Source organism: Faecalibacterium sp. 9 (genome assembly GCF_048320955.1).
Taxonomy (GTDB): domain Bacteria; phylum Bacillota; class Clostridia; order Oscillospirales; family Ruminococcaceae; genus Faecalibacterium; species Faecalibacterium wellingii.
The window spans coordinates 363,366-384,871 of sequence record NZ_JBLWGB010000002.1 but is presented as its reverse complement, the minus strand read 5'-3'; the positions used below and the strand labels follow the sequence as shown (position 1 = coordinate 384,871).

At 55.6% G+C, this 21,506-nt stretch carries 31 protein-coding genes; all 31 read right to left on the bottom strand.

Going from position 1 to position 21,506, the window contains the following annotated elements; genetic code table 11:
• Positions 1 to 75: 75 nt before the first annotated feature.
• The 31 genes from ACKXF9_RS10470 to ACKXF9_RS10320 all read right to left on the bottom strand — a co-directional run bounded on the left by ACKXF9_RS10470 (position 76) and on the right by ACKXF9_RS10320 (position 21,506).
• A complete protein-coding gene (locus tag ACKXF9_RS10470) occupies positions 76 to 363 on the bottom strand; it encodes a hypothetical protein (protein WP_418266130.1) in 288 nt (95 codons plus the stop codon).
• Between the two features lie 41 nt (positions 364 to 404).
• Positions 405 to 833: a hypothetical protein gene (locus ACKXF9_RS10465; protein WP_418266129.1), complete on the bottom strand. Its 429-nt coding sequence runs from the start codon at positions 831 to 833 to the stop codon at positions 405 to 407.
• A 19-nt stretch (positions 834 to 852) separates the two neighbouring features.
• The gene (locus ACKXF9_RS10460; protein WP_097780300.1) at positions 853 to 1,104 is read right to left on the bottom strand and encodes a phage holin; all 252 of its coding nucleotides are present in this window, start codon (positions 1,102 to 1,104) and stop codon (positions 853 to 855) included.
• A 15-nt stretch (positions 1,105 to 1,119) separates the two neighbouring features.
• Positions 1,120 to 1,779: a D-Ala-D-Ala carboxypeptidase family metallohydrolase gene (locus ACKXF9_RS10455; protein WP_418266128.1), complete on the bottom strand. Its 660-nt coding sequence runs from the start codon at positions 1,777 to 1,779 to the stop codon at positions 1,120 to 1,122.
• Positions 1,780 to 1,791: 12 nt separating this feature from the next.
• A complete protein-coding gene (locus ACKXF9_RS10450) occupies positions 1,792 to 2,100 on the bottom strand; it encodes a hypothetical protein (protein WP_097780298.1) in 309 nt (102 codons plus the stop codon).
• A 66-nt stretch (positions 2,101 to 2,166) separates the two neighbouring features.
• A complete protein-coding gene (locus ACKXF9_RS10445) occupies positions 2,167 to 2,286 on the bottom strand; it encodes a CD1375 family protein (protein WP_343251956.1) in 120 nt (39 codons plus the stop codon).
• A gap of 53 nt (positions 2,287 to 2,339) precedes the next feature.
• Complete coding sequence (locus tag ACKXF9_RS10440; protein ID WP_118527137.1) at positions 2,340 to 2,453, bottom strand: CD1375 family protein; 114 nt, start codon at positions 2,451 to 2,453, stop codon at positions 2,340 to 2,342.
• 202 nt (positions 2,454 to 2,655) lie between these two features.
• On the bottom strand, positions 2,656 to 4,512 hold the full coding sequence (locus tag ACKXF9_RS10435) for a DUF6273 domain-containing protein (RefSeq protein WP_418266127.1): 1,857 nt from the start codon (positions 4,510 to 4,512) through the stop codon (positions 2,656 to 2,658).
• 23 nt (positions 4,513 to 4,535) lie between these two features.
• Positions 4,536 to 5,726 carry a reverse transcriptase/maturase family protein gene (locus tag ACKXF9_RS10430; RefSeq protein WP_418266126.1) on the bottom strand — a complete coding sequence of 397 codons (1,191 nt, stop codon included), beginning with the start codon at positions 5,724 to 5,726 and terminating at the stop codon, positions 4,536 to 4,538.
• A 215-nt stretch (positions 5,727 to 5,941) separates the two neighbouring features.
• Positions 5,942 to 6,103 carry a DUF6273 domain-containing protein gene (locus ACKXF9_RS10425; protein WP_418266125.1) on the bottom strand — a complete coding sequence of 54 codons (162 nt, stop codon included), beginning with the start codon at positions 6,101 to 6,103 and terminating at the stop codon, positions 5,942 to 5,944.
• Positions 6,104 to 6,969: 866 nt separating this feature from the next.
• Positions 6,970 to 7,698, bottom strand: a complete 729-nt coding sequence (locus tag ACKXF9_RS10420; protein ID WP_097780293.1) for a hypothetical protein — start codon at positions 7,696 to 7,698, stop codon at positions 6,970 to 6,972.
• Positions 7,695 to 8,378, bottom strand: coding sequence for a hypothetical protein (locus tag ACKXF9_RS10415; RefSeq protein ID WP_418266124.1), 684 nt, complete (start codon positions 8,376 to 8,378; stop codon positions 7,695 to 7,697). The genes ACKXF9_RS10420 and ACKXF9_RS10415 overlap by 4 nt, the downstream gene beginning before the upstream one ends.
• On the bottom strand, positions 8,371 to 9,807 hold the full coding sequence (locus tag ACKXF9_RS10410) for a hypothetical protein (protein ID WP_418266123.1): 1,437 nt from the start codon (positions 9,805 to 9,807) through the stop codon (positions 8,371 to 8,373). Before ACKXF9_RS10410 ends, ACKXF9_RS10415 begins: the two co-directional genes overlap by 8 nt.
• Positions 9,789 to 10,154 carry a hypothetical protein gene (locus ACKXF9_RS10405; RefSeq protein ID WP_154276176.1) on the bottom strand — a complete coding sequence of 122 codons (366 nt, stop codon included), beginning with the start codon at positions 10,152 to 10,154 and terminating at the stop codon, positions 9,789 to 9,791. Before ACKXF9_RS10405 ends, ACKXF9_RS10410 begins: the two co-directional genes overlap by 19 nt.
• Positions 10,155 to 10,167: 13 nt before the next feature.
• Positions 10,168 to 10,806 (bottom strand): Gp138 family membrane-puncturing spike protein, encoded by a 639-nt coding sequence (locus ACKXF9_RS10400; RefSeq protein ID WP_418266122.1) that lies wholly within the window; start codon positions 10,804 to 10,806, stop codon positions 10,168 to 10,170.
• Positions 10,803 to 11,648: a phage protein gene (locus tag ACKXF9_RS10395; protein ID WP_418266121.1), complete on the bottom strand. Its 846-nt coding sequence runs from the start codon at positions 11,646 to 11,648 to the stop codon at positions 10,803 to 10,805. The genes ACKXF9_RS10400 and ACKXF9_RS10395 overlap by 4 nt, the downstream gene beginning before the upstream one ends.
• A 63-nt stretch (positions 11,649 to 11,711) precedes the next feature.
• Entirely contained in the window at positions 11,712 to 12,254 is a 543-nt protein-coding gene (locus ACKXF9_RS10390) for a hypothetical protein (RefSeq protein ID WP_418266120.1), read from the bottom strand.
• Complete coding sequence (locus tag ACKXF9_RS10385) at positions 12,247 to 12,441, bottom strand: hypothetical protein (protein ID WP_097780286.1); 195 nt, start codon at positions 12,439 to 12,441, stop codon at positions 12,247 to 12,249. Before ACKXF9_RS10385 ends, ACKXF9_RS10390 begins: the two co-directional genes overlap by 8 nt.
• Positions 12,442 to 12,901: 460 nt before the next feature.
• Positions 12,902 to 13,210 (bottom strand): phage baseplate plug family protein, encoded by a 309-nt coding sequence (locus ACKXF9_RS10380; protein ID WP_418266119.1) that lies wholly within the window; start codon positions 13,208 to 13,210, stop codon positions 12,902 to 12,904.
• Positions 13,211 to 13,221: 11 nt separating this feature from the next.
• Positions 13,222 to 13,821 carry a phage baseplate protein gene (locus tag ACKXF9_RS10375; RefSeq protein WP_418266118.1) on the bottom strand — a complete coding sequence of 200 codons (600 nt, stop codon included), beginning with the start codon at positions 13,819 to 13,821 and terminating at the stop codon, positions 13,222 to 13,224.
• A gap of 10 nt (positions 13,822 to 13,831) precedes the next feature.
• On the bottom strand, positions 13,832 to 16,006 hold the full coding sequence (locus tag ACKXF9_RS10370) for a phage tail protein (protein ID WP_223454237.1): 2,175 nt from the start codon (positions 16,004 to 16,006) through the stop codon (positions 13,832 to 13,834).
• Between the two features lie 5 nt (positions 16,007 to 16,011).
• Positions 16,012 to 16,164, bottom strand: a complete 153-nt coding sequence (locus ACKXF9_RS10365) for a hypothetical protein (protein ID WP_154276181.1) — start codon at positions 16,162 to 16,164, stop codon at positions 16,012 to 16,014.
• Between the two features lie 2 nt (positions 16,165 to 16,166).
• Positions 16,167 to 16,715, bottom strand: a complete 549-nt coding sequence (locus tag ACKXF9_RS10360; protein WP_118527162.1) for a phage tail assembly chaperone — start codon at positions 16,713 to 16,715, stop codon at positions 16,167 to 16,169.
• Positions 16,716 to 16,726: 11 nt separating this feature from the next.
• Entirely contained in the window at positions 16,727 to 17,146 is a 420-nt protein-coding gene (locus tag ACKXF9_RS10355) for a phage structural protein (protein ID WP_097780281.1), read from the bottom strand.
• Between the two features lie 14 nt (positions 17,147 to 17,160).
• A complete protein-coding gene (locus ACKXF9_RS10350) occupies positions 17,161 to 18,285 on the bottom strand; it encodes a DUF3383 family protein (protein ID WP_418266117.1) in 1,125 nt (374 codons plus the stop codon).
• Positions 18,282 to 18,962 (bottom strand): hypothetical protein, encoded by a 681-nt coding sequence (locus ACKXF9_RS10345; protein ID WP_418266116.1) that lies wholly within the window; start codon positions 18,960 to 18,962, stop codon positions 18,282 to 18,284. Before ACKXF9_RS10345 ends, ACKXF9_RS10350 begins: the two co-directional genes overlap by 4 nt.
• Complete coding sequence (locus tag ACKXF9_RS10340) at positions 18,959 to 19,384, bottom strand: hypothetical protein (RefSeq protein ID WP_223454231.1); 426 nt, start codon at positions 19,382 to 19,384, stop codon at positions 18,959 to 18,961. Before ACKXF9_RS10340 ends, ACKXF9_RS10345 begins: the two co-directional genes overlap by 4 nt.
• A 1-nt stretch (position 19,385) precedes the next feature.
• The gene (locus ACKXF9_RS10335) at positions 19,386 to 19,847 is read right to left on the bottom strand and encodes a hypothetical protein (protein WP_118527170.1); all 462 of its coding nucleotides are present in this window, start codon (positions 19,845 to 19,847) and stop codon (positions 19,386 to 19,388) included.
• Positions 19,844 to 20,227, bottom strand: coding sequence for a DUF4054 domain-containing protein (locus ACKXF9_RS10330; RefSeq protein ID WP_097780276.1), 384 nt, complete (start codon positions 20,225 to 20,227; stop codon positions 19,844 to 19,846). The genes ACKXF9_RS10335 and ACKXF9_RS10330 overlap by 4 nt, the downstream gene beginning before the upstream one ends.
• A 3-nt stretch (positions 20,228 to 20,230) precedes the next feature.
• Positions 20,231 to 20,401, bottom strand: coding sequence for a hypothetical protein (locus ACKXF9_RS10325; protein ID WP_223454228.1), 171 nt, complete (start codon positions 20,399 to 20,401; stop codon positions 20,231 to 20,233).
• A 64-nt stretch (positions 20,402 to 20,465) separates the two neighbouring features.
• On the bottom strand, positions 20,466 to 21,506 hold the full coding sequence (locus ACKXF9_RS10320; RefSeq protein ID WP_223454226.1) for a DUF2184 domain-containing protein: 1,041 nt from the start codon (positions 21,504 to 21,506) through the stop codon (positions 20,466 to 20,468).

Sequence of the window (21,506 nt, the reverse complement as noted above, 5' to 3'; positions counted from 1 at the left end):
TCCAACTTACCAGCCGGATGCTGGTAATTGTAGATAACTTACCTTTTTGGTAATTTATCTTAGTATCATTATAACTTACCCAACTGGTAAGTCAATCTGTTTTTTAATTTTTTCAAAATATTTTTTATATCCACTGGCTATTTGATGCCAAGCCGCTGGTAGCCTCTGGAAAACCTCTGGATTTGCATTTTGGTTACGGGTAAAAGTGTATTGGGAAATGTCTGGAACCCTCTGGGAAGGATTTGTCAAAAGTGCATAACAAAATTTGGCTATTTTGAGAATTGATTTTTCTGGCGACGTTGTTCCATCGGAATTTCCGTGCAAACAAAAAAATCCCCCTGCACCAGCCTTTTTACGGGTCATGGTACAGGGGGATTATCATTTTACGCTGACTTTACGCTGACTCAGCCCAGATTCAGCGTATTCTGGGCAGCGGCCTGCTTGGCGGCGACGTGGTTGGCGTCGATCTGGGCCTCAATACGATTTTCGAGGTACTGGGTCGTATCGCCGAAGGTGCTCTTGATGTAGTCCTGCGCGTCACGGCTCATGCTTTTCAGAGCGGCGGACACGGCCCGCATCAGGGCTTCCTTCTGCTCCGCCTCATTGAACGTCCCGGCGGCTTTGAGGTCGTTGACGTAGGTCTGGTTCATCGCGGCCACGGCATTGGCAACGGCATCGCCGATTTCCCGGACGAGCCGCTGTACCTTGATGTTCTGAGTCTGGGCGTTGATTGCATCAACGGCAACTGCAATGCCTTTCTTGATGCAGGCGGTCACGATGGGGACGCAGACCAGCAGGGCGATGTACAGCAGGCTTCTCGTAAACTCATTCATACTCGGTTACTCCTTTCATTCAGTGAACCTGATTCTTCAGGCTGTTCATCCGCTTGTCGCCTTCGATGGCGGCGGCGGTAAAGCTGTTGTTCTTCCACCACGCAGCGACGCTGGTGGCAATGGTCAGTCCAGTGGTCACAAACTGCTCGACCTCCGAACTTTCGATGGGCAGCAGGGGCTTCCCGGCGGCGCTCGAAACCTGATTCGCCAGAGCGAACGCCAGAGCGGCCGTGCGGGCCAGCGTAGCGATGGACACTTTGCTATTCGTCATAGAGCATATCTCCTCTCACAGGTACTTATCAGCGCCAGACAGCGCCTTCCACGATGCAGGGCCGCATATTCCGTCCACTGTCAGGCCATGCGCCTCCTGCGCCCTCATCAGGGCGTTCTCGGTGGCCTCGCCGAACAGGCCATCAGCCTTCAGCTTCAGGAGCTTCTGAAGCATAATGGTGGCACTGCGGTTTGCAGGCCCGGTGCAGCCCCGACGGATGGTGGGAAGCACGAACTTGTTGTAGGTCGTGCTGGGGTACTTTCCCGGCGTGGTGCAGAGCCACGTCGCTTTCGTGCCACGGGTGTCGGCGTGGACAAAGGCTCCACGGCTGTGCCAGTAGATACCGATGCCGCCGAACCCCACGGCCTGAGCAAGGATGCCCAGTGCCACAGGGTTGATACTCCGATTCTCCGTCCTCCAGTCCGCCGCCATGCCGTAGCGGTGCTTGGAGTTCGGGCTTCCGCCCACGGCCTTGCTGGCGTTGTGCGTGATGCAGCGGTAGCCGGACGTGATCTTCAGCGGGCGGTCTACCTTGTCCCGGATGAGCTGGAGCTTTTTGGCCAGCTCCGTGTCAACCGACTGCTGTCCGCAGCCGCAGGGACACTCGAACTCGGACTTGGTAAAGTTCTTGGTGAGCGCGGTCTTATCCCCGCGCTGGAACGTAATGATGCTCAACTTACACACCTCCTAAAAGCCGATTTGGGTAAACAAGAAGCCGACAAAAGCGCCAATGACAGCGCTCACGACATACCCAACAGCTTTGCGCCACATTTCGCCATCATGGTCTTCCAGTGTTTCCAGCCGCCTGCCCTGTTTTTCCTGCTCCTTTACCATGCTCTCCATACTCAGGGCCAGCTTCTCGACCGAAGTGGACAGTGCGCCCATTTTGCTTACGCTTTCCTCCAGCAAGGCGATTCGTCTGTCCTGACGGGCATTTTCCTCTTCGAGCCGACGCTTGAACTCCTCATGCTCGGCTCGCGTAATAGGCTGGTCCATCTGAACCTCCTCTCCTTCGTCATACAAAAAATGAGGGGAGCCGGTTTTCCCGACTCCCCTGCGCGATCACTCGACCTCGACTTCGAGGTCCTTCAGGATTTCCTCAACCTGCTTCCGAATCAGCGCCGGAACCTGATCGAGGGTCTTCTTGCCCTTCACAATGAGGGTTGCATAGATGACCGCCATGATGCCTTTCTCCTTTCTCAGTAATATTTTTAAGGCAAATTCCCGCAGGCGGCTCATGCGTTGCCGTCCGCCGCGAGAATGGCCTTGACTTCTTCCCGCAGGTGCTCAGGCACCTGCTCGATGGTTTTCCGCCCCCGGCGGATGAGGTTTGCATAGACTTCTGCCATGATTATGCCTCCTTATCTGCGGCGGATGTGACCGCGATGAGCTGTTCGTACACGTCGCACAGCGCCATCTGGGTATTATCGAGGTTGGTTTCCAGAGAAGAAACCTTGGTTTTCAAGGCTTCATTCTCCTCCTGCAATTCCGCCATCGTTTTCTTCTTCTGCAACTTGGCTACAGAATCGACTCTTACTCTGTTCAAACCCATTACTGGAAACCTCCCTGAATCGAAGCGATATAACCGCTCTCGCCGCTTGCGCCGCGCTCTGCGGTGACGCGGAAATTGAATGCAAAGCCGTTGGCCGCAGTCTGGTTCGTGAACAAATGGTTCCGGCCATTCCGGGCCTCGGTGGTGGCGTCCTCCCATACCGGCGAACTGTCCTTGCCGTTGTTCGTGACCTCCACCTTGAACACAGCGTCGGCTGGAATCAGACCGCCGACGGTGATGGCGCAGAGCGTGATCTGGGCATCCGCCTCCATCGGCTTCGCCAGCGTGATGCTGGCGGCGGTGACAGCCTTCGTAAAGGTGAACGTCTTGGTGACGGTGGCCTTGCCATCGGTCACGGTAACGGTCATGGTATGACTGCCGTTCGTAATTTTCTGGAAATATTCACCGGTGACGGCGAAGCTGTTGGTGGTCTTGCGGGTCGCGGTGTAGGTGCGCTTGGTCGTGCCGTCCAGCTTTTCGGTGACGGTCAGGGTGTCCCCTGCGTCCTTATCATCCACGGAGTACGAGATGGTGAAGCCGCTGGACTTGGTGCCGAGGTTGGCTGCGCTGGAGGTCGTGATGGTCGGCGTAGTGTTGTTATCGACCGTGCGCTTGGTGGACGTAGTGTAGCCGGACTGAGCATTATAGCTGTCGTACGCCTTGACACGGTACATCACGGTGGACCAGCCCTTGGTGATGGTGTCGGTGTAGGTCAGCGCATTGCCCTTGTACACCTGCGTGTAGGAGGAGCCACCATCGGTGCTGCACTCCAGAATGTAGCCGCTCAGGTTGCCATCGCTGTCACTGGCCGCAGTCCACGAGATTACCAGCGTGCTGCCGCCCTTGACATCATTCGGCACCGCGATGGACGGCGGCGCAGACGGGGCGTTGTTGTTGACCACCGTTACCTGCGAACTGGTGCGCCAGCCAGACTCCAGACCCTCGGTGTCGTATGCCTTGACGCGGTACATCACGGACGTGGTGCCGAAGGCGACGTTGTTCGTGGTGCTGGTGGCCGTACCCTGATAAATCTGACTCCACGAGCTGCCGCCGTTGGTCGAACGCTCTACCTTGTAGCCGGCGAGATTGCTCTCAGCATCAGAGCTTTTTGCCCACGAGATCGAAATGTTCGTGCCGCCCATGATGGACGAAGGGACGGAAATGCTCCCCGGAGTCGAGGGCGCGGTATTAGTCGAGACCGTGCCATCGTCAGACACCAAGAGAGTAGAGGGCAAAATCAAAGCGGGGCGGATGCCGCTCGAGTTGGAGCAGTTGCTGAAGTTCCAGTCGCCATTGGAGCCGACGCACAGGGCGCGGCTGGAGTAGTAGTCGCAGACCGGAGAGCGGAGCCACCAGTAGGCGGCCGAGCCGTTGAGATATGCGACACGCTTAGAATCCGAGCTATTGTCCGCGCAGCCCTTGAAATAGGCCAGCTCCGCGCCTTCACCGCTCGGCATATAGGAGAAGCTGAAACTCGTTTCGGTCGCACTGAGCAGGAAAATCTTCGCAGACAGGCCGTTCGAGCCGCTGGTAACGGTCGTGGACGTGCCGCTGCCTTTGCGGTACGGGAGTTTTACCCGCTTGATTGCCTTTTGAATGTTCGAGTCGAACATCGCAAGGAAGGTGCTATTGAGGTACGAATGGATAGTGCTGTTTGCATAGTCGTTAGTGTTCGAGCTATGCCACTGGCGGCTTTCGTAGATGTCTTTCATCAGCAGCCAAGTACCGTTGCAGCTATCGTCATAGACGCTGGACGGCTTGCCCTGATGAACGACGATGAAATCTTTGGCAGAACCATTTACTTTCAGCTTGATGGTGCTGCCGATTGCTTTGGAACTCAAGGTCACATAAGCCATAAAAAAGAACCTCCTGTTGTGTATTACATCCACGGCGGAATGCTGTCGGGACGCGGTTCGGGCTGGAACAGGTCTTTGCGGGGCGTAATGTCACCTCTTTTCCGGCGGATGTTCTGTTCCTGCTTTACCCGGCGCAAGGCGCGGACGCTCCTCGTGGAGTTGATTTTCCTCCGAGGCTTTACGTCCACACCGATGATTACCGAGACCTTCTTGGCGTATTTCAGCCGTAATGCGTAGGTGTCACCGTAGGATGCAAAGGCATCCCACGCTACGAAGCTGGTGATAACAGCTTCTCTGGTCACTTCCCCTGCCGGGTAGGCTTTTTCCCAGTATTTGACGCGGGTCTGGATGCGCTGAATCTCCGAGCGGCGGAGCTTCTGGACGCAGGCTCCGCTTTCCGTCAGGTAGCTATGGAAGCCCAGAAAATCCAGCCCGTTTTTCAAGGGGAAAATTGCTGTCTTAGAATTGAGTTCGAGGTGGAGGTCGCTCATCCAACGCTCAATGTCCTTCAAAAGAAACTGAAGTTCCCGCTTTGTCCGGGCGATGACGTAGAAATCGTCCATGTATCGTCCGTAATAGCGGCATCCCCGGTCTTCCTTGATGTAATGGTCGAACTCGTCAAGGAACATCAGGGCGAGCAGTTGGCTGGTCTGATACCCAAGGGGCAGGCCGTCGGTCTTGTCAATGTAGATGCACATGAGGTCATAGAACGCCATATCTACGCCGCGCTTCTGCATCAAGGCCCGCAGTTTTGCTTTCAGGATGTCATGGTCGATGGAGGCGAAGAAATGGTGAACATCGCACTTCAGCACCCATCCGTCCGCGCTGCCGTTCTTGCGGTAGTAATCGACCATGTGGTCCTTCAGGCGCACGATGGCATCCAGTGTCCCCTTTCCGCGCTGCGAAGCGTGGTTGTCACGGATGAAGCTGGTGCAGATCGTGTCGTACAAAACATTGTCCGTTAGTGCATGGAGGACTACCTTGTCCACAAAAGCGGGAGCCTGCACAAGCCGTTTCTTCGGCTCATAAACATAAAAGACCTCGAAGCCGCTGGGCTTGTAGGTCTTTTGGTTCAGAACGTATGATAGCTTATCGGTGCAGATCAGAGCGTTGGCCTCATATTGAGCCGTTCCCGGCTTGCTCCTCTTACCCTTTCGCGCTTCCAGATATGCCTCATAGAGGGTCTGGAACTCGCACATTTCCTGATATGTCATGTGTCTTCACACTTGTTTTCTTCCCCCGGCTGAGGTGGTAGAGGAAGCTCCCAGCCGGGTGTTCGTCTAATACCGGTCCGCTTCCTCGCGGCAGCAGGCTGCGCCCGCAGAGGACGGCCTGCCTCGGTATGATGTGTTTATCGTCCGCCATAAAGGCTTCCGACAGGATGCGACTCCCTTTGATGATGGGTGCACTGTTTTCGCCCGTTGCCGGGTTACTCATCTCGCTTTTCCATCAGAGCGGGGCGGATGCCGTTCGAGTTGGAGCAGTTGTTGTTGTTCCAGTCGCCATTGGAGTTGACGTACAGGGCGTTGTTGGAGTTGTTGTTGCAGTTCGGAGAGCGGAGCCACCAGTTGGTGGCCGATTCGAGTCGCACCCTATATCAAGCGGGGAACCCGCAGGATACCTTGATTTTTCCTGTTCTTTCAGGAGTTCGCGGACGATAGCCTTTACCATCGCCGCCTGCTGCTTGAGTTCTGCCTGACGGGCCTGCTCCCGGAGCTTTTCAGCGCGGGCGGTGTCCTTCTGCTTCCACGACAGAACCATATTCTTTACGTCCTGAACCTTCCGGGTCCAGACGGCACTTTTGCTTATGGAAACAACTCCGTCGTTCAGAACGAGCTGGATATACTCATTCAGCAAAGAGCATTCGTCGAGGACTACGCCAAGCAGCCGCAGACGTTCCTCATACTCGGTCTGGAACATCTTTCCGTTGGCTGCGTGAATATCCCGAACGATGCTCTTGGCAATCAGACGCATATCTTCGCCGTAGCAGCGGTAGAGTGCCTTTGTGAAGCCCTCCCGGTGCGTTCGGTCGAGATATGCGATGGACTCAGAGCAGACCTTCTGGACGTCCCGGATGTCGTCAAGCGCGGCTATCTTCTGGAAAATCTGCCGAACGTCTTTGCGTGAAATATCCTCGGCCACCGTTTTCGTCGCTTGGTTCGTGTATTTCAGCAGCTCCCGTGCCTTGTTTCCGAGGAGATATTCTTTGTCAGCCACGGTCACACCTTCTTTCGAGGCAGGGGCCATTCCTCGCAGCCTTCAAATCGCTGGAAAGCCCATAGAAAGAGCAGCGGTCGCCCAAAACAGTCAGGCGACCGCTGTTTCCGCTGTGAGTGATGCCGCAGAGCATCAGGTGCGTACTTCGCACATATTTGCAGGGAGGTTCAAGGCTGACGAACAAATTCCCGATGATGCAGGACAGCTCACCGGGCGGACATGAAAATTCAATGTGCTCCATCAGAACTCGATCCTCTTTGCCGTGGTGTTCCAGACGCCCTCTACCACCGTGCCGTCCAGCGTCTCAAATGTGACCGTGAACGGATTTCCGGTGACGGAAGTGTTGAACATCAGCTCCAGCAGAGCCAGCCGGGCGGACACGTCGGAGATGCTGTTCTGGATGGAGTGGTGGGCCTCCTCATCGTCGTTGTGGGCATCTACGAGCTTCTGCGCTTCCTTCAGGAATGCCGGGAGCATCGTGACCGAGCAATACTGTTCCACATCTTCCGCCGTCATCCACGCCTCGCATTTGTAGTCTACGGTGACTCCCAGCCCCTCGCCGATGACGATGCACACCGGGAAGCGGCGGACATCTACGCCGGTGTTGGATGCAGCGCTGACGTACTGTGGGTAGTCACCCAGCGTGCCGTAGTAGATGAGGACTTCGCCCTTGTCCGGGTCAAAGGCGAACACGCCGAACTCTCGGAGCCAAAATCCGTGGTCAAGACCGCCGTTCAGGTCGGAGCGGTACTCCACGATCATACGGACGCTGGCCCCATCATAGACCGGGGCGGTCGATGTGCCAGCGGCCACCGGCTCGACCAGCGCGGTCATCGCGGCCGGCTTCACATCATCCGGGATAGTGCCGCTGCCCACCATAATCTTGGAAATCGGGAGCTGCTGCCCGGCAACCAGCTTGGCAATCAGCTCTCGGCCGCTGTCAGTAACAACAAAGCCATAGTAGCTCATAACTCATCCTCCTCAAGTTCAGGCAGTTTTGTCTGCGTGATGTTCTGTGCAGCCGGGACCGGCAGCACAGTGTCGATGAATGCTTCGCCGGTTTCAATCTCCGGCAGGGTCGTTGTCGTATAGCCCCGGCCAAGAATGCCCTCGACCGGCACATCTGCGACCATTTCAGGAGTCTCGGTGTTCGCCACCACCAGAATTGCCACACCCGCCGCCTTGATGAACGGAGCGTTCAGCAGTTTTGAAACGTCAGCTTCCGGTGTCAGGGCATCGGTTTCAAAAATCATGGTGGCCGGGATGGCCGGGTCCTCGCGGTAATGCAGGGGCTTGTCCCAGAACATTTTGAACGCCCGGATGATGTCATAGTAGGTGCAGTTGTTGGTGTTCTTCCAGATTTTGTATATCAGGTACGTCCGGTAGGCATCATCATCCAGTACATACACAGATTCTTTGGCGCAGGCCAAAGCACCGGCTTCAAGGCGGGTCAGGACCGCATTGTCGCCGATGCCATCAAGCTGCTTCCCAACTGCGGTCTGGATATTCCGCTTGTCGCGCAGGTCTTCGTAGAACTGTCGAACCTCGTTCAGCTCATCACCAACGGCCTCCATGAGCGCGTCAATGACCGGCTTGCCCTTGAACTGCTCCACAAGATCATCCCGGAGCTTCTGGACGTAATCAGCCATCCATGACCACCTCAATCCTGTTTTCGTCCGTAACGGCCCGCTCCCGTGCCGAGATGGACACGCTGCGCTGGGTGTAGCCAGTGGGCATATCGCCGTCATTCGGTGTTGCAAACAACCATACGTCGATGTAGTCGATGCCAGACACCTGAAGGTTGAACTTCTGCGGGATGACGTTCTCGCCCGCCCCCAGTACGCTCATTTTCTCCAAAATCTGCTCTTTGACAAGCTCGACATAGTTGGTAGGCGGATTTGTGTTCGGACTCAGAGTGACGCCAACCTTGAACCAGACCTTGACGTACGTCGGCCGGTTGAAGCGCACCACGATGTCTTCGCCGTAAACGCCGTGCAGGGTGGTTTCTACGCTGCCGAAAGTATTGATGCCGCCTGCCTTTGTGTTCAGGATTTGCTGGGCAATTTCTGTTGCGTCGCCGCCCTCGACCACAACTTCGATGCTGTGCGGCCACCGGCCGGCAGAATCGACTTCATTTGTGCAGTTTTCATAGGGAGCTACGCTCACCACACCCTGCACATTCTTCAGGATGGCGCTCTTGATGCTTTCCAGCATGGCAGACGAGCGGTTGTAGATTTTGTTCGTGTAGGACTTTCTGAACTCCACGTCACTCTCTGCGAGCTGACCGGCAACATAGCTTCCCACGTTGACCACGGACTCCATGCCCGGAACAGCTTTCGTGATCTTCGTGATTACGCCGTTCGGAATGAAGATGTCGCCCGGCTCGGCAGTCTCAAATGTGACGATGCTGCCCACAGAAGCAGTGGTCAGGTTTTCTGACAGGACCAGCGTATTGGAGCTGGTTTCATCGACCGCCTCGATCACGATGGTGTCGTTGATGACCGTCACATGGAAGTCCTTATCCGTGATGGCTGTTCCCAGAGCCTCTAGGGCTTCGCTGGTGCTTTGTTTGGGGTCAGGGGTGATGGTGTATAGGTTTCCGTTAAGAGCCACCCCAAGGGCCGTTGTAGCCGCCGGTGATGCAAGGATGACGGTGGCCTTGTTGAAAGCCGACCTCGTGATGGTTGCATCTGCGGTAGCTGTCAGGCTGGTTGCCGGGTTTGTGTCGGATGCAATCACCGTTCCTGCCGGAATGGTTGTTCCATCCAGACCGGTGCAGAGGATGCTGTAATAGGACTTCGCTGCCATTTCACGGGTGGAGCCGCCAAACTGTGCGGCATAGTCCAGACTTACGCCGGTGGCGCTGGATGTGTACTGCGAGTGGTACACATCTACTCCAAATTCCCACAGCTCTGCAATCTCATCTGCGACGTTGGTCAGAGTGTGATTCAGCAAAGACTGCGGCTTCTGCCGGGTGTTTACGCCGAGGCGTTCTGTCATCTTGCTGTGCATATCCTCAAGGATGACATCAAGGCGTTTCGGATTTGGCCCCTGCGGGGTCAGGCCATATTTTGCCACGGGATTTTGACCTCCTCTCTAAAACTGTCCTCATCCGTGTTGAACGTGATCTCCACGGATGCCCTACGGCTTTTCTTGTCGATGTTGAACAGGATTTCCGATACATCCGTCACTCCATCGACAGACATCACGGTTTCCCGGATAAGATGCCGGAGTTTGGACTCATTCGGATTTTTGACCAGCAGGTTCTCAAAGTACGGAAAGCCGAGCGAAGGCATCAGCCGCCACTCTCCAAAGAACCAGAGCAAACGAATACGGACAGCCTGTACGATGCTGTCCGTAGCTGAAATGTCGCCTGCCGCCGAGAGTTCTAAGTCCCCGGTGGCATCGAGCTTCAGGTCTATCACGCTTTTACCTCCTTTACTGCGGCTTGCCCGTCATGCCGCCGCTGTCTCCCTTGTGGGTGTGGTTTGCAAGGCTGATGCTGCCGTTGGACGCTTTAACATCATCCCGGGCAACAATGCCGCCCTTGACCGTGAGTTTGCCTTCAATGGTAACGCCATCAGGCGATACCGTCAGAACGGTTCCGCCAACTTCGGCCTGCACAGTGCTGGGCGTAATCTTGACGGTGGTGTCGCCCGCTGCAATCGCCACAGCATCCTCATCGCAGGCGAGCTTCATGGCGCTGTTGCCACCAGATGTGAGATTCGGAATGGCAATGGCATTGGTCAAGTCGAACTTCAGTTTGGTGTCAGTTTCCTTGCCGTACATCCAGTAATCGAGCGCCTGCTCACTGAAAACCAGCAGGCATCCATCGCCTTTCTTGATGGGCCATGCAATGGTGACGTTTTTGCTCTGCGGGAACATGACCGGGACTCCTGAGATTTCCGGGAAGTCCATCGTACTGCCATCAGGCTTTGTGAACTTTGCCTTCGGTAACACTGTGGCGACACCCTTGTCCGGGTCGTAGCTTTTTATCTCGCCCGGCAGGGCCGTGTGCATATCCTCCGTCGCGCTGCGGGCGCTTTTATTGATTTGGTCAACAAACTCCTGCATCATTCTTGCTTCACCTCCAGCAGGCGGGCTGTGCAGCTCCACGAACCTTCCATGTTGTCGCCCTCAATCCGCACCGAGTAGACCCGAAAATAACCCTTGACTACTTTGCTGTTCAGGTACACATAATCGTCCAGCCCGATTGCGGCGTTCATCAGGTACTCCACGTCCCAGCCGTAGCTGTATCCCTTGTCCTCATTGGAGATTTGGACACGCTCTGGGAGGCCCAGCAGGCCCGTTTCTGCCGAAAGCTCATACACCTCGCGGCTCATCGTATCTCCCGGCTTTTTGACCTGCAAGACGCCGTTGTTGATGCTCCAGACCAGCCCGCTGGTTTCACAGGCTTTCGTCAGCACATTTCTGGCTGGGCCAACGTAGCTGTATCCATTGGGGATGTCCTTGAACTCTGCGTTGTAGGAGAAAGATACCGTCACGCCCATCTGATCTGCGGTGTCCTGAATCAGGGTTTTGCAGTTCACAGCCCCGGAATAACTGACGGAAACGTAGGTGTCGCGGACTTCGATGCGGTTATCCACCAGCTCGATCTCCGTTGACCTGTCTGCTCCGTCAGCCTTTGTCGTGGCAAATGTGACCACGCCGGTGAAGATGAGCGGACGGGTGTCGCCGTACCCCGCATGGAGTACGACCACGCAGTCGTTTTTACTCAGCTCTGCAAGGTGTTCGTCGCTCAGATTCCAGATAGTCACTTTGGCTGTATTCTGGCTATTGGTGTCGGCCTTTTCTACCGAAAATGAAACGTGCAGCGGTCGCTTGCCGCTGCCAATTTCAAACCCGGTCGAGCCTGCCTTGCCCGCCGCCAGCCGGTACTGTCTGTCGAAATTCTTCACGGCATTCTCCCCTTTCGATGGCAACAAAAAAGGCCGCGTTTCCGCAGCCCTGAAGGTTTCCTCTTACTTTGCCTTGCTGAGTTCCTTCTTCAGCAAAACGCATTCCAAAATGATATTGTCCAGACGCTCAATGAGCGCCCCTCCACCTGCTTGCATCGGTTCCCGCTTAAAGGCTTCAGGTTCCGGCTTGAGACTTTGGGAAAGTTCCGTCGGTTCTTGCTGTGCCGGCTTTTTATTCCATGCCGGATACGTTCTGGCGACTTCCTCTCCCATTTCCTGCGTTTTCGGTATCACTTCATCCTCCAGCCAGCGAATCGCTGCATAGGGCGCAGGTCTGCGGCACAGGAGCTTCACGGCGTTTTCCGCAGAAAAGCAGGTAAAATCGCAGCGACCACGCCGCATACCATTGTCCCAAGGAACTTTCCTCAAAACAGATTCAATACGGTTCACGCCCTGATTGCCGCCGGTGACGGCTTTTCTCGGCTGTTCATAGCCCGCGATTGCCGCGAGGTCCGGCCCGCAGAAGAACGGGGTTCCGTCCGGGTCGAAGACGACCCGCAATTCCTGCCGTTCCGGCGTGGTGAAAATCACGCAGTTGTCACGCATTCCACTCACCTCCGTAGAAGCAGTTCCGCAGCCCATCATTACGGGCTGCAAAAATTTCCCGGAGAATTACGACGGCGCGTTCCGCCTGCTCCAGCTTGCCCTCCGCAAGGTTATTGTCCACCATGTCGATTGCGACACCGACATCACCCATGCGGATAACTTCGCGTTCAAGATCGTTGCCACTCATATCAGCTCACTCCTTTTGATGTTGAAAGAAGCCCGCTGGTATGATATAATTACGGCAACGGGACTTCTTCATATCGTTCCGGGCAAGAGATTGGAACCAGCGGTGCTTTCTGACGGCTTACCGCTGGTTCTTTTTTGTTTGCCCGGTTCACATCTTCATTCTAACTTACCGTTCTGGTAATGCAATGAAAGTGACCAATGATATGAGCGTTTTGCAAAAGTTTCCCGTTTTGGTCAGTCCGAGGACTGTCCGGCGGACAATCCAACGGATTCTGTGTAAAATCGGCCATTTTGAGCGACATTCATCCCAAAACCTCTGAAAATCCTCTGATTAAACCCGGACTTTACCAGTAAAAGTATATGGAAATTTGTCTGGAACTTTCTGAGAACGGATTGTCAAACCCGCCATCGAAGATTTGTTCAAAATGAGAATTGATTTTACTGGATGATTTGTTCCAGCATCATGCCGGGACAAACACAAAACGAGCCGTCCCATCGGCAAAATCCTGCCGACCGACGCTCTCCTTTTCGGTCAGGACAGCGAAGATGCCGCTGGGCATATCATCCCGGCCGAACAGCAGGTTGAGCGGAAACTGCGGGACCATCTTTACACCGAGCAGCAGTGGCGTTCCGAGTGAATCCATCACTCCGAGCATCCAGTAGCCGCCGGTGTCATTCCATGTGAATCGCAGTTGATACAGCCTGTTTTGGAGGGAAACTTTGACAACGCTGTCGTTCATGTCCGGGACTTCGATGACGAAGTAGTCCACGAACGCCCTCCTTATCCCAGCAAGCCGAAACTGCTGGCAGCGTTATAGAGAACGGAACCTCTGCTAGAGCTGGACGAAGAACCTGATGCAGAGGAGCCGCCGGACGAGCTGCTTCCTGCCGTACTTGCGGCGGTGGCGCTTGCTTTTCCAGCGGCTTTTGCTGTTTTGCCAGACTTGCCGTAGCTGGCCGGGATTTCTGCGGTGGCTGTTTCCGTCACCTCGATCTTCTTGAAGGCTATCGGAATCTCACGGGCGTAGCCGACCTCCACAGACTTCTTGATGTTCATGCTTGTAATCACCATGTTGGAATACACGCAGTCAGTGGTCGTGACTTCGAGAATCTTCTTGGCGAAATACAGGTCCTTCAGCCGACGAACAACGCCCTCCGTTTTTCCGGGGCCGGAGCCTGTACGTTTCCGCCATGTCACCGGCGTATCGGTCACATAGAGCGTCATGTTCAGGGTGTCGGCTTTCAGCACGATGGTGTCGCTTACACTGAAGCCCTTTTCGGTCGGGTACTCAGGCACATCCGCTTCATAGCCTTCTTCGGAGTCGATCAGGGCATCAAACTCGATGTCATCGACGCTGACGGGCTGTTTTGCTCTTGCCATGTACTCTCACCTACTTTGCAAATGCCAGCGCACGGGCCATCTCGCCGGTAGCATCGCCTGCGGCCTTATCCATAGCCTCAGAACTCTTTTGCTGCCCGGCGCGGTCGCCGTTGAACTGGTTGTTGATGTTTACGTTCTGGGTCACAGTGCGTCCACCGGTCGTTCTGCCGGTTGCGCCCCGCCCGGTAGCTTTGGAAACCACATTGGCCTTGGCGATGACCGACATTTCGCCGGTCATGCCTTCCAGTGCATCCTTCACCTTCTTCTTGCCGGAAGTGATGCCCGATGCCATCAGGTCGATCATGTCCGGCATATAGGTGTGGAAGTCGCTCAGGGGGCCATCCTCCGGCTCCGAGAAGCCGAGGAACGACTTGATCTTATCGGCTACGCCTTTTACAGCCTCGCCTACACGACCTACCGCAGACTGGATGCCTGATACGATGCCGTCGATGATGTCGGAGCCCCACTTCAGGGCTTCAGCCGGGAGAGATGTTATCCAGTCGATGGCCGCTTGGATGCCCGTCACAATGGCATCGCGGACGTTGCCAATCGTAGCCTTGATGCCTTCCAGCAGATTGCCTGCTGCCTCACGAATCTTGTCCCAGTTCTTCCACAGCAAAACGCCGATTGCGATTGCAGCGGCGATTGCCAGAATGACCGGGCCGAAGGCGCTGGCAAGAACAGAGATTACCGCACCGACCACCTTGATAACGGTGATGATGCTCTTTACAACAACAAAGGCCAGCTTAATAACGGAAATGACCGCTTTCACAACAGAAATAACGGTTGTGATCACGCCAAAGATAGCCGAGATGCCCTTGACAGCGGCTATGACAGCCACCACGCCCACGGCAATTCTGCCGATGGATTCACCGATGTCTGTCCATTTTTTCTTATCAACCTTCCCGCTCGACAATTCCTTGAAGAACTGAGCGATACCGGGGGCTACCTTGGCTACGGCTTGCTGTATCTCCTCAAACGCCACCACCGCCGCAGTTCGGATGCCCTCAAATATGGGAACAACCACATTACGGATGCCTTCGCCGATGTAGCCGATGGCCTGCTTGATCTTCGTCCATACTCCGACGATGTTCTGGCGCAGCTTTTCGCAGTCTACGCCAGCTCGTTCGAGCATGGTTCCGAGCAGGCTTTTGTCGCCCCGCATGAACGAGATGAAGTCCTCAATCACGAGGGCCAGCAACAGGAAGACCGCAAAAAAGGCCAGCGCCTTTCCGTGGCCCAGCCCTATTGCCCGTGCCAGCTTCGTAAAGCCGGTTATGGCCGCTCCGATTTTCTTGAGGTTCATCGCCACGAGCATGGCCGTGAACGCCGCAGCCAGAACAGACAGCACACGCTGTGAGCCGCCCAGCTTATCCGTAAGGTCGGTGAGCTTCTGGAGCCAGTCACGAATCATCGTCAGACCCTTTGCTCCAATGCCCAGAATCTTCTGGTAGGTCGGCAGGAAGAACTGGCCGACTATCGTTTTGATTTCCTTCAGCTTGGCGATGTACCGCTTTTTGGTGCTTTCGTAGCTGTCGAGGCTGCGCTGGCAGTCGCCAATGGCATCCGGGCTTTGCTGGAGAATAGCCTGATAGTTGACCTGCATCTTCGTGAGCTGGTCTAGCTTATCGTAGGTTCCCTTCAGGCCCAGCGTAGCCATCGCCTGCGCTCTGGTGCTGTCGTTCAGGACCGCACCCAGCGTCTTGGCGGCTTCAGACTCACCCATGACAGCCTTCGTCATGGCGTTTACGGACGCTGTTTCGTCCATGTTACCAAACGAGGCAAGGTCGAGGGCCAGCGAGGTCATCTGCTCGGCCATTTCAGCGCCAGCTTGGCGGGTCATGCCAAAGCCGACCAGCAAGTTCTGCTGATCGGCAAGGTAGGTCTTGATGTCGTTTTTGTTGCGGCCAATGGCATCGGAGTATTCCTGCGCCCATTTATCGACTTCATTCCGCATATCGCCGAAGACAACATCGAACTTGTTCTGCATCTCTTCAATGGAGGATGCCACCTCAACGCAGCCATCAATGGCGCTCTTGATGCCCGCGACGGACAGCGTAATACCGACCGCGCCGAGAACTTTGGAGGCCATCGACTTCAGCGACTTGATGCTGCCCTCTACCTTCTGCTCGGAGGCCTGATCGACTTTGTAGCCAAACAGGATACCGATGTCGCGTATGGTCATACCGGTCAGCTCACCTCCTTAGCCATATCCTCTACTCGGCCGGCTTCCACGTCCTGCTCCATGCGGTACAGTGCATAGAGCTTCAGAGCTTCGTCCAGTGTATAGCAGTTCTTCAGCTCCCACATGGATGCCAGCCGGGCCTTGATGAGGATATACATTCTCAGCTCAAGCTCTGTGAAACCGCTGAGGTCGAGGTCGCCGTAGCGCTCCGGGCCTGAGCCATCGTCCTCTCCGCCCACTCGGCGACTTTGCCAAATCGGTCGCCGAGCTTCTTGAAAAAACCGTTGTAGTTGGTGCGGATGACCTCAAACGCCAGAATGAACATATCCTGCACATCGGTGCAGAACACCTCGTTGGCAAGGTCTTCCGTAAGCAGGCGCACCTTTTCGCCCGGCTGCTCCACCGAGATGTTGCTGCCCGCGATCAGCAGGTGCTTCAGGATTTTCTCGACCTTATCGCCATCGAGCGAAGAGAAAGCCCCCGCAATCGCGGGAGCTGCATCTTCTACCTTGATGTCGAGCAGACCGTTACCCTCCTTTTCCGTATCCACGGCAGACAGCATCGGTGCAAGGCCAGATACGAGCGGAAGAACGAGCGCTGCCAGTTCGCCGGTCATATTCGCCGCTTTGAACGCCGGAAGCGGACGGATGTAGAAGATGTTTTCACCCACGGTTACTTCGCGGGTTTCGAGCTGCTTCAGGTTATTCATCGGCGTCCTCCTTACTCGTTCATGGTGGCATCGCCGGTGTCAAGCTCCCACTCACGGTTGTTGGTCTCTTTGCCGCGAGTGACGGGTGCTTTCTTCACGCACCATGCAGCTTCCGTGCTGAACACCAGACCGCCCTTCAGGTCCTTAATCAGAATCGGGAACAGACCGTTGCCGGTGTCGCGGTCGAGATCGACCATGCCGGAGAAGTACGAGTTGCTGTCGCTGGTCTGCAACAGGGTGAGCTTGACCTTGTAGGTGTTGTCCGGCGAAATTGAACGGGCAATTTCGCCGTCACAGCCGGTCTTTTTGGTAATACCGTCGCCGTTCGGCTCAATGCTGATGAAGCTGTCATCTGCATAGCCGGTGACAATGTGCGTACCACAGGTGACGATAACTTCCTTCGGGTTGTAGGTCTTGATCTTGCTGGACATTTACTTTCCCTCCCTTACAGCTTCTCGTAGGTCAGGCAACCCTTGATTTCCACCACATGGATAGCACCAGCAATGCGGGCAGAGAACTTGCAGTCCTTCAGGATACGGGATGCCTTCTGGGCGCTGGTCAGGTCTGCTGCCAGCGGCACAGACGTGGTGTAGCCCGGAATAGCATTACCGTCTGCATCATACTCCGTAGGAGCAATGCCGCCGTACTTCTGGCCGTCCTTCAGGGATGCAAGCATCTGGTTCTCAACAAGGCCGATGCCGTTGTCGGTGTAGGGAATCTTCGGGTTGACGATGAGCAGGTTCACGACACGAACCTGCATATCGTTCTGGAGCCAGTCGCGGAAGCGGATAACATCAATCCACTCACCGCCGCCGGTCTTGCCGCCCTGCGTGATGTTCTTGGATGCCACGGTAATGACGTAGTTGAAATTTGCAGCCTCCAGTTTCTTGATAAACGTGCTGGTCAGCTTTGCAGGAGAAACGGTCGCAAGCGGCATCAGCGCCCACGTTTCCTGACCGGCGTGGTAGTTCATCGCCTTGACGGCCGCAGCTACAGCCATGCCGTACAGGTTCTCAGCCGGGATGTCGTTCTCCAACTGGTCTGCCGTTTCTTTCGGGAAGAACGGGAAGCTGCGCAGATAAAGGCCGGCATCCACAATGGGTTTATCCGGGTCCTTGTCGATGTAACCGCACAGCTTGTTCTGGGTTTCGGTCCACTGGATGATTTCCTTGACTTTTTCATCTGCCAGACCGACCGGGCAGATGCAGTACCAGCCATTGACGGCCAGCGCGTTCTCCAGAACGGCGCTTACGGTCTGCAATGCAGCGTTTTCGCTCTCTTTGTCCACGATGTCGCCCATAAAGGCAACATAGACCTCGTGGGGTCTGGGAGACTGCGAAAAAGCCACCCGCGCAGCTACGCCAACAGGGTCAGCGCGTTCGCCGGTGGCGATGATGCCCAGCGCCGTCAGCTCCTCCAGACTGTTGTACACGCCGATGGCAGGTACATCCCCAGTCGGATTTGCAGGGGCAGGACCCAGAATCAGGATATTGTCGAAGTTGGCATCGTTGGAGATGGGGGACGCCAGCGAGATGTCAACGGTACAAATCCTATCGAGGCTATTGCTCATATATCTTTTTCCTCCTTTGCAAGTCGGTTATTTATCTCGGCATTCGTGAAATATTCGCCCTCATGGGCAGTCATCTCCGAACTGCCGCCGCCGCTGGGTGTCGGGGTTACCTGCGGCTCAATGTTGATGACATCATCAGCTTGGATGTCATCTTCGCCATCGGAATGCTTCACGCTGTCGATGTCCAGCGTTCCGGTAATGCCGATGGCCGTCATGGTGAAATAAACCGCGATTTCCAGCATTGCCCGGAACTCGTAGTTGGTATCATGCACCAAATCGGTCAAATCCTGAACTGCCGTAGGAACGACAATGGCGATGTCATGCTGGTGACACCACTGTGTTACGAACGGGGAGTTCAGGAAACTCTCAAAGGCCAGCATATCATCTTCAGCCGTGTTTTCGGCAATGGGGGTGAAGCCCGGTGCCACTTCTTCCTGCCTGCCATGCGTGAACAGATCAATCTGCACAGGAACAGATGCAGGATAAAAGGCTACCGGTGTGCCTTCAATGATTTTGACCGGCGGGTTTCTCGACCGGTTGACGGAGCCGGTGGTCAGCGTGACCAGTGGACTGCCGGGCTTTGCTACAAAGCTCTGCTTGGCATACGTCACGGTCGCTCCAGCAAAGTACGTTTGGGTGAGCTGCACAAGCAGCTTCTTCAGCTCGGCAAGCGTCATACGCAGCAATACCCACCTTTCCCATCTGCTCGGATTTCAGGGCGCGGCATACGGTTGGCCTCTGCTGCTGAAACCTGAACAAACTCGCTGCGGCAGTGACCCACCATCGTGTGGTCCCACCCCAGCGAGCTGACACATTCATACCAGTGTCCTTCCGGGTCCATCCGCCCCTGATAGAAAAGCCAGTCGGCTCTGCGGCCGACAGAGCGGTCTGCGGTATGGAAAACGAGATCACCGAAAGCCTTCATGCGCTTTACGGTGTTCTCACCTTCCGGGAGCGCCTGAAGCTCATCTTTGGAGAGCGGCTGAACATTCAGGGACGTGATGAAGTCTTTATACCCGGAAACCCCATAACCATCGACAATGTTCTCCTCGCCGAAGCGACGCACAACAAATGCTCTGCGAAAAATGCCCAGCCCCATATCAACCACTTCCTTTCTTGCGAATGACGTATTTGACGGACTGCCGCATTCTGCCGGTGTCGATCAGCGGTTTGTCCGATTTCTTCTTGCGGATGGTGGAGGGCGCGTTCGGTTCATAGCTGCCGCTCTCGATTTTCTCTTGAACTAAGCCCACGCCGAATACGCCAATTTGCTTCAGGCTTTGCTCGGCCGTTCCGCCAGCAGTAATAGCCTTTAGCTGCTGTGCGCACATGGCATTGATGGGGTCAGCATTCTCATCAACGCTCTTGCGCAGAAATGGCCGGGACGGCGCGGTCGAAGTTCCCAGTTCGTTCCACATAGCTATTTGAGCCATATCAACGCCCCGGTCGTCTGTGACCTTGCCAGCCTGAAATCCAACAAAAACTTCCTTGTCCTGAAGCTCATCAATTTGGCGGAAGAACTTTTCCCCTTCCGGGGTCAGCCGGTCCCACCCGCCAGTCATCGGCACTCACCCGCTGAGCGAATCGAGATCACGACCAGCCGCCGCAGCGTCAAATACTCCAGACCATAGGGAGTCAGCGCCAGTTCGGCATCTGCCATCAGGTTGGTTCCCTGATTTACGTTGAAGCTGACAGACGTTTCGCCTTCAGTGTAGCTTCCAACGCGCAGAGCGTCGCCTACGCTTCCGTACTGGTTGTCGCCATAGCCGGCCATTTTCAGGCGATGTGCCGTCAGGAGTGCGATGGCTTGGTCATACAGCTTCCCGAACACCTTCTTGCTGATGAGCGGCGCTGTGAGGTTCAGCCATGCCTCAACGGTCTCATCGTTCAGCACGTCGAACTCGGTGGCAACCAGCCTGAAAATTCTGACGGCATCTTCCATGACTTATTTCTCCTTCGCAGCAGTGCGGCTCTTGACCTCGGACAGGTTTCCCTGCCTGATGAAGAACTTCACGATTTCGTTGTCATCATAGCCGGTGACTTCCTTGGCTTCACCCGGCAGGATCACGGTAGCGCCGATGCTGATGATTTTGTTTCCGATATTCTTCAGTTTCATATCATGGCTCCTTTACAAAAAGATAGGAGCCGCCGCACAAACGTACGGCAGCTCCACAGGTGAATCAGCAGATGCCAGTAGCAATCAGCATGGACATGGGGTAGTAGATGATAGCGCCTGCGGTGCGGGCCTCGCAGGGAACGACCATCTCCAGACCTTCAGGCTGCACGGGATACTGCATGAAGGACAGCGGGTTCTCGATGGTGAACTTGCGGGGGTCGTTCTTGAACAGCAGCGCAACGCCCTTGCCATCGCTTTCTGCCGCATAGGGGTTGGTATCCACACTGTCGGGGTCCAGCTCCGGGCAGGAGACGATACGGGCAATATCCTTGATATTGTCCTGAACGTACTTCAGCACGGTGGTGGCAGTGCTTTCGATACGACGGTTCTGAATCTCGATATACGCCTCGGAAGGCAGGGCCAGAGTGTCCGGCTTCTCCACCTTCTTGGTGGTGCGGGCGACCTGCTTCAGCATACCGGTGATGTCGGCCAGAATCTCGTCCTCGGTCTTGTCTGCCCACTTGGTAGAACCCTTTGCGCCGGCCGCAGGGACGTACAGCGGCACATCGTTGTCCTTGGACAGAACGCCGCGCAGGCCGGTCTCGGCATCGCCGTTCCACGCGATCTTGTTGTTCAGGTAGTCGATCTGATAGCGGGCGGACTCGGCCTTGCGGGCATCCAGAGACTTACCCGCCATAGCAGAGGCACGCATTTCCTGAATGGAGTAGCCGTAGCTGTCGCCCAGAGACTTGATGATGGCAGTGGTGGGCTTACCCTTCACGTCAGCCCGGGGCAGATCGGTGGCGTAGTTGCTGATAATCTTCGCCATGCCGGTCTTATCGTAGCTGTAGTAGGTGACGGTCTCGGCTCCGGGGTTGATCTCGCTGGAGACCGGGAACAGCTTCAGCGCGGTGAACTCCGGGTACTCCACATCGTAGGACTGGGATTTGACGTAATCCAGCTCACGGGCGAAGAACACGGAGGCATCGCTGGCGTCATCGAAGTTCATCTGCGGGGTTTCGACCAGAGCGGCCGGAATCTTGGAGTGCAGCAGAGCATCGTAGTCGTTCTGGTCGTATCTCATGGATTTCTGGTTAGTGTTCAT

Coding starts and splice junctions, on each gene's coding strand:
- ACKXF9_RS10350 (WP_418266117.1), bottom strand. CDS start 18,285: ATGAGCAATAGCCTCGATAGGATTTGTACCGTTGACATCTCGCTGGCG.
- ACKXF9_RS10320 (WP_223454226.1), bottom strand. CDS start 21,506: ATGAACACTAACCAGAAATCCATGAGATACGACCAGAACGACTACGAT.
- ACKXF9_RS10445 (WP_343251956.1), bottom strand. CDS start 2,286: ATGGCGGTCATCTATGCAACCCTCATTGTGAAGGGCAAGAAGACCCTC.
- ACKXF9_RS10365 (WP_154276181.1), bottom strand. CDS start 16,164: ATGTATATCCTCATCAAGGCCCGGCTGGCATCCATGTGGGAGCTGAAG.
- ACKXF9_RS10460 (WP_097780300.1), bottom strand. CDS start 1,104: ATGACGAATAGCAAAGTGTCCATCGCTACGCTGGCCCGCACGGCCGCT.
- ACKXF9_RS10400 (WP_418266122.1), bottom strand. CDS start 10,806: ATGATGCAGGAGTTTGTTGACCAAATCAATAAAAGCGCCCGCAGCGCG.
- ACKXF9_RS10340 (WP_223454231.1), bottom strand. CDS start 19,384: ATGGGGCTGGGCATTTTTCGCAGAGCATTTGTTGTGCGTCGCTTCGGC.
- ACKXF9_RS10335 (WP_118527170.1), bottom strand. CDS start 19,847: ATGACTGGCGGGTGGGACCGGCTGACCCCGGAAGGGGAAAAGTTCTTC.
- ACKXF9_RS10440 (WP_118527137.1), bottom strand. CDS start 2,453: ATGGCAGAAGTCTATGCAAACCTCATCCGCCGGGGGCGGAAAACCATC.
- ACKXF9_RS10370 (WP_223454237.1), bottom strand. CDS start 16,006: ATGACCATACGCGACATCGGTATCCTGTTTGGCTACAAAGTCGATCAG.
- ACKXF9_RS10360 (WP_118527162.1), bottom strand. CDS start 16,715: ATGAATAACCTGAAGCAGCTCGAAACCCGCGAAGTAACCGTGGGTGAA.
- ACKXF9_RS10470 (WP_418266130.1), bottom strand. CDS start 363: ATGACCCGTAAAAAGGCTGGTGCAGGGGGATTTTTTTGTTTGCACGGA.
- ACKXF9_RS10355 (WP_097780281.1), bottom strand. CDS start 17,146: ATGTCCAGCAAGATCAAGACCTACAACCCGAAGGAAGTTATCGTCACC.
- ACKXF9_RS10345 (WP_418266116.1), bottom strand. CDS start 18,962: ATGACGCTTGCCGAGCTGAAGAAGCTGCTTGTGCAGCTCACCCAAACG.
- ACKXF9_RS10330 (WP_097780276.1), bottom strand. CDS start 20,227: ATGGAAGATGCCGTCAGAATTTTCAGGCTGGTTGCCACCGAGTTCGAC.
- ACKXF9_RS10450 (WP_097780298.1), bottom strand. CDS start 2,100: ATGGACCAGCCTATTACGCGAGCCGAGCATGAGGAGTTCAAGCGTCGG.
- ACKXF9_RS10465 (WP_418266129.1), bottom strand. CDS start 833: ATGAATGAGTTTACGAGAAGCCTGCTGTACATCGCCCTGCTGGTCTGC.
- ACKXF9_RS10325 (WP_223454228.1), bottom strand. CDS start 20,401: ATGAAACTGAAGAATATCGGAAACAAAATCATCAGCATCGGCGCTACC.
- ACKXF9_RS10375 (WP_418266118.1), bottom strand. CDS start 13,821: ATGGCAAGAGCAAAACAGCCCGTCAGCGTCGATGACATCGAGTTTGAT.
- ACKXF9_RS10430 (WP_418266126.1), bottom strand. CDS start 5,726: ATGACATATCAGGAAATGTGCGAGTTCCAGACCCTCTATGAGGCATAT.
- ACKXF9_RS10435 (WP_418266127.1), bottom strand. CDS start 4,512: ATGGCTTATGTGACCTTGAGTTCCAAAGCAATCGGCAGCACCATCAAG.
- ACKXF9_RS10385 (WP_097780286.1), bottom strand. CDS start 12,441: ATGAGTGGCAACGATCTTGAACGCGAAGTTATCCGCATGGGTGATGTC.
- ACKXF9_RS10390 (WP_418266120.1), bottom strand. CDS start 12,254: ATGCGTGACAACTGCGTGATTTTCACCACGCCGGAACGGCAGGAATTG.
- ACKXF9_RS10420 (WP_097780293.1), bottom strand. CDS start 7,698: ATGAGCTACTATGGCTTTGTTGTTACTGACAGCGGCCGAGAGCTGATT.
- ACKXF9_RS10415 (WP_418266124.1), bottom strand. CDS start 8,378: ATGGCTGATTACGTCCAGAAGCTCCGGGATGATCTTGTGGAGCAGTTC.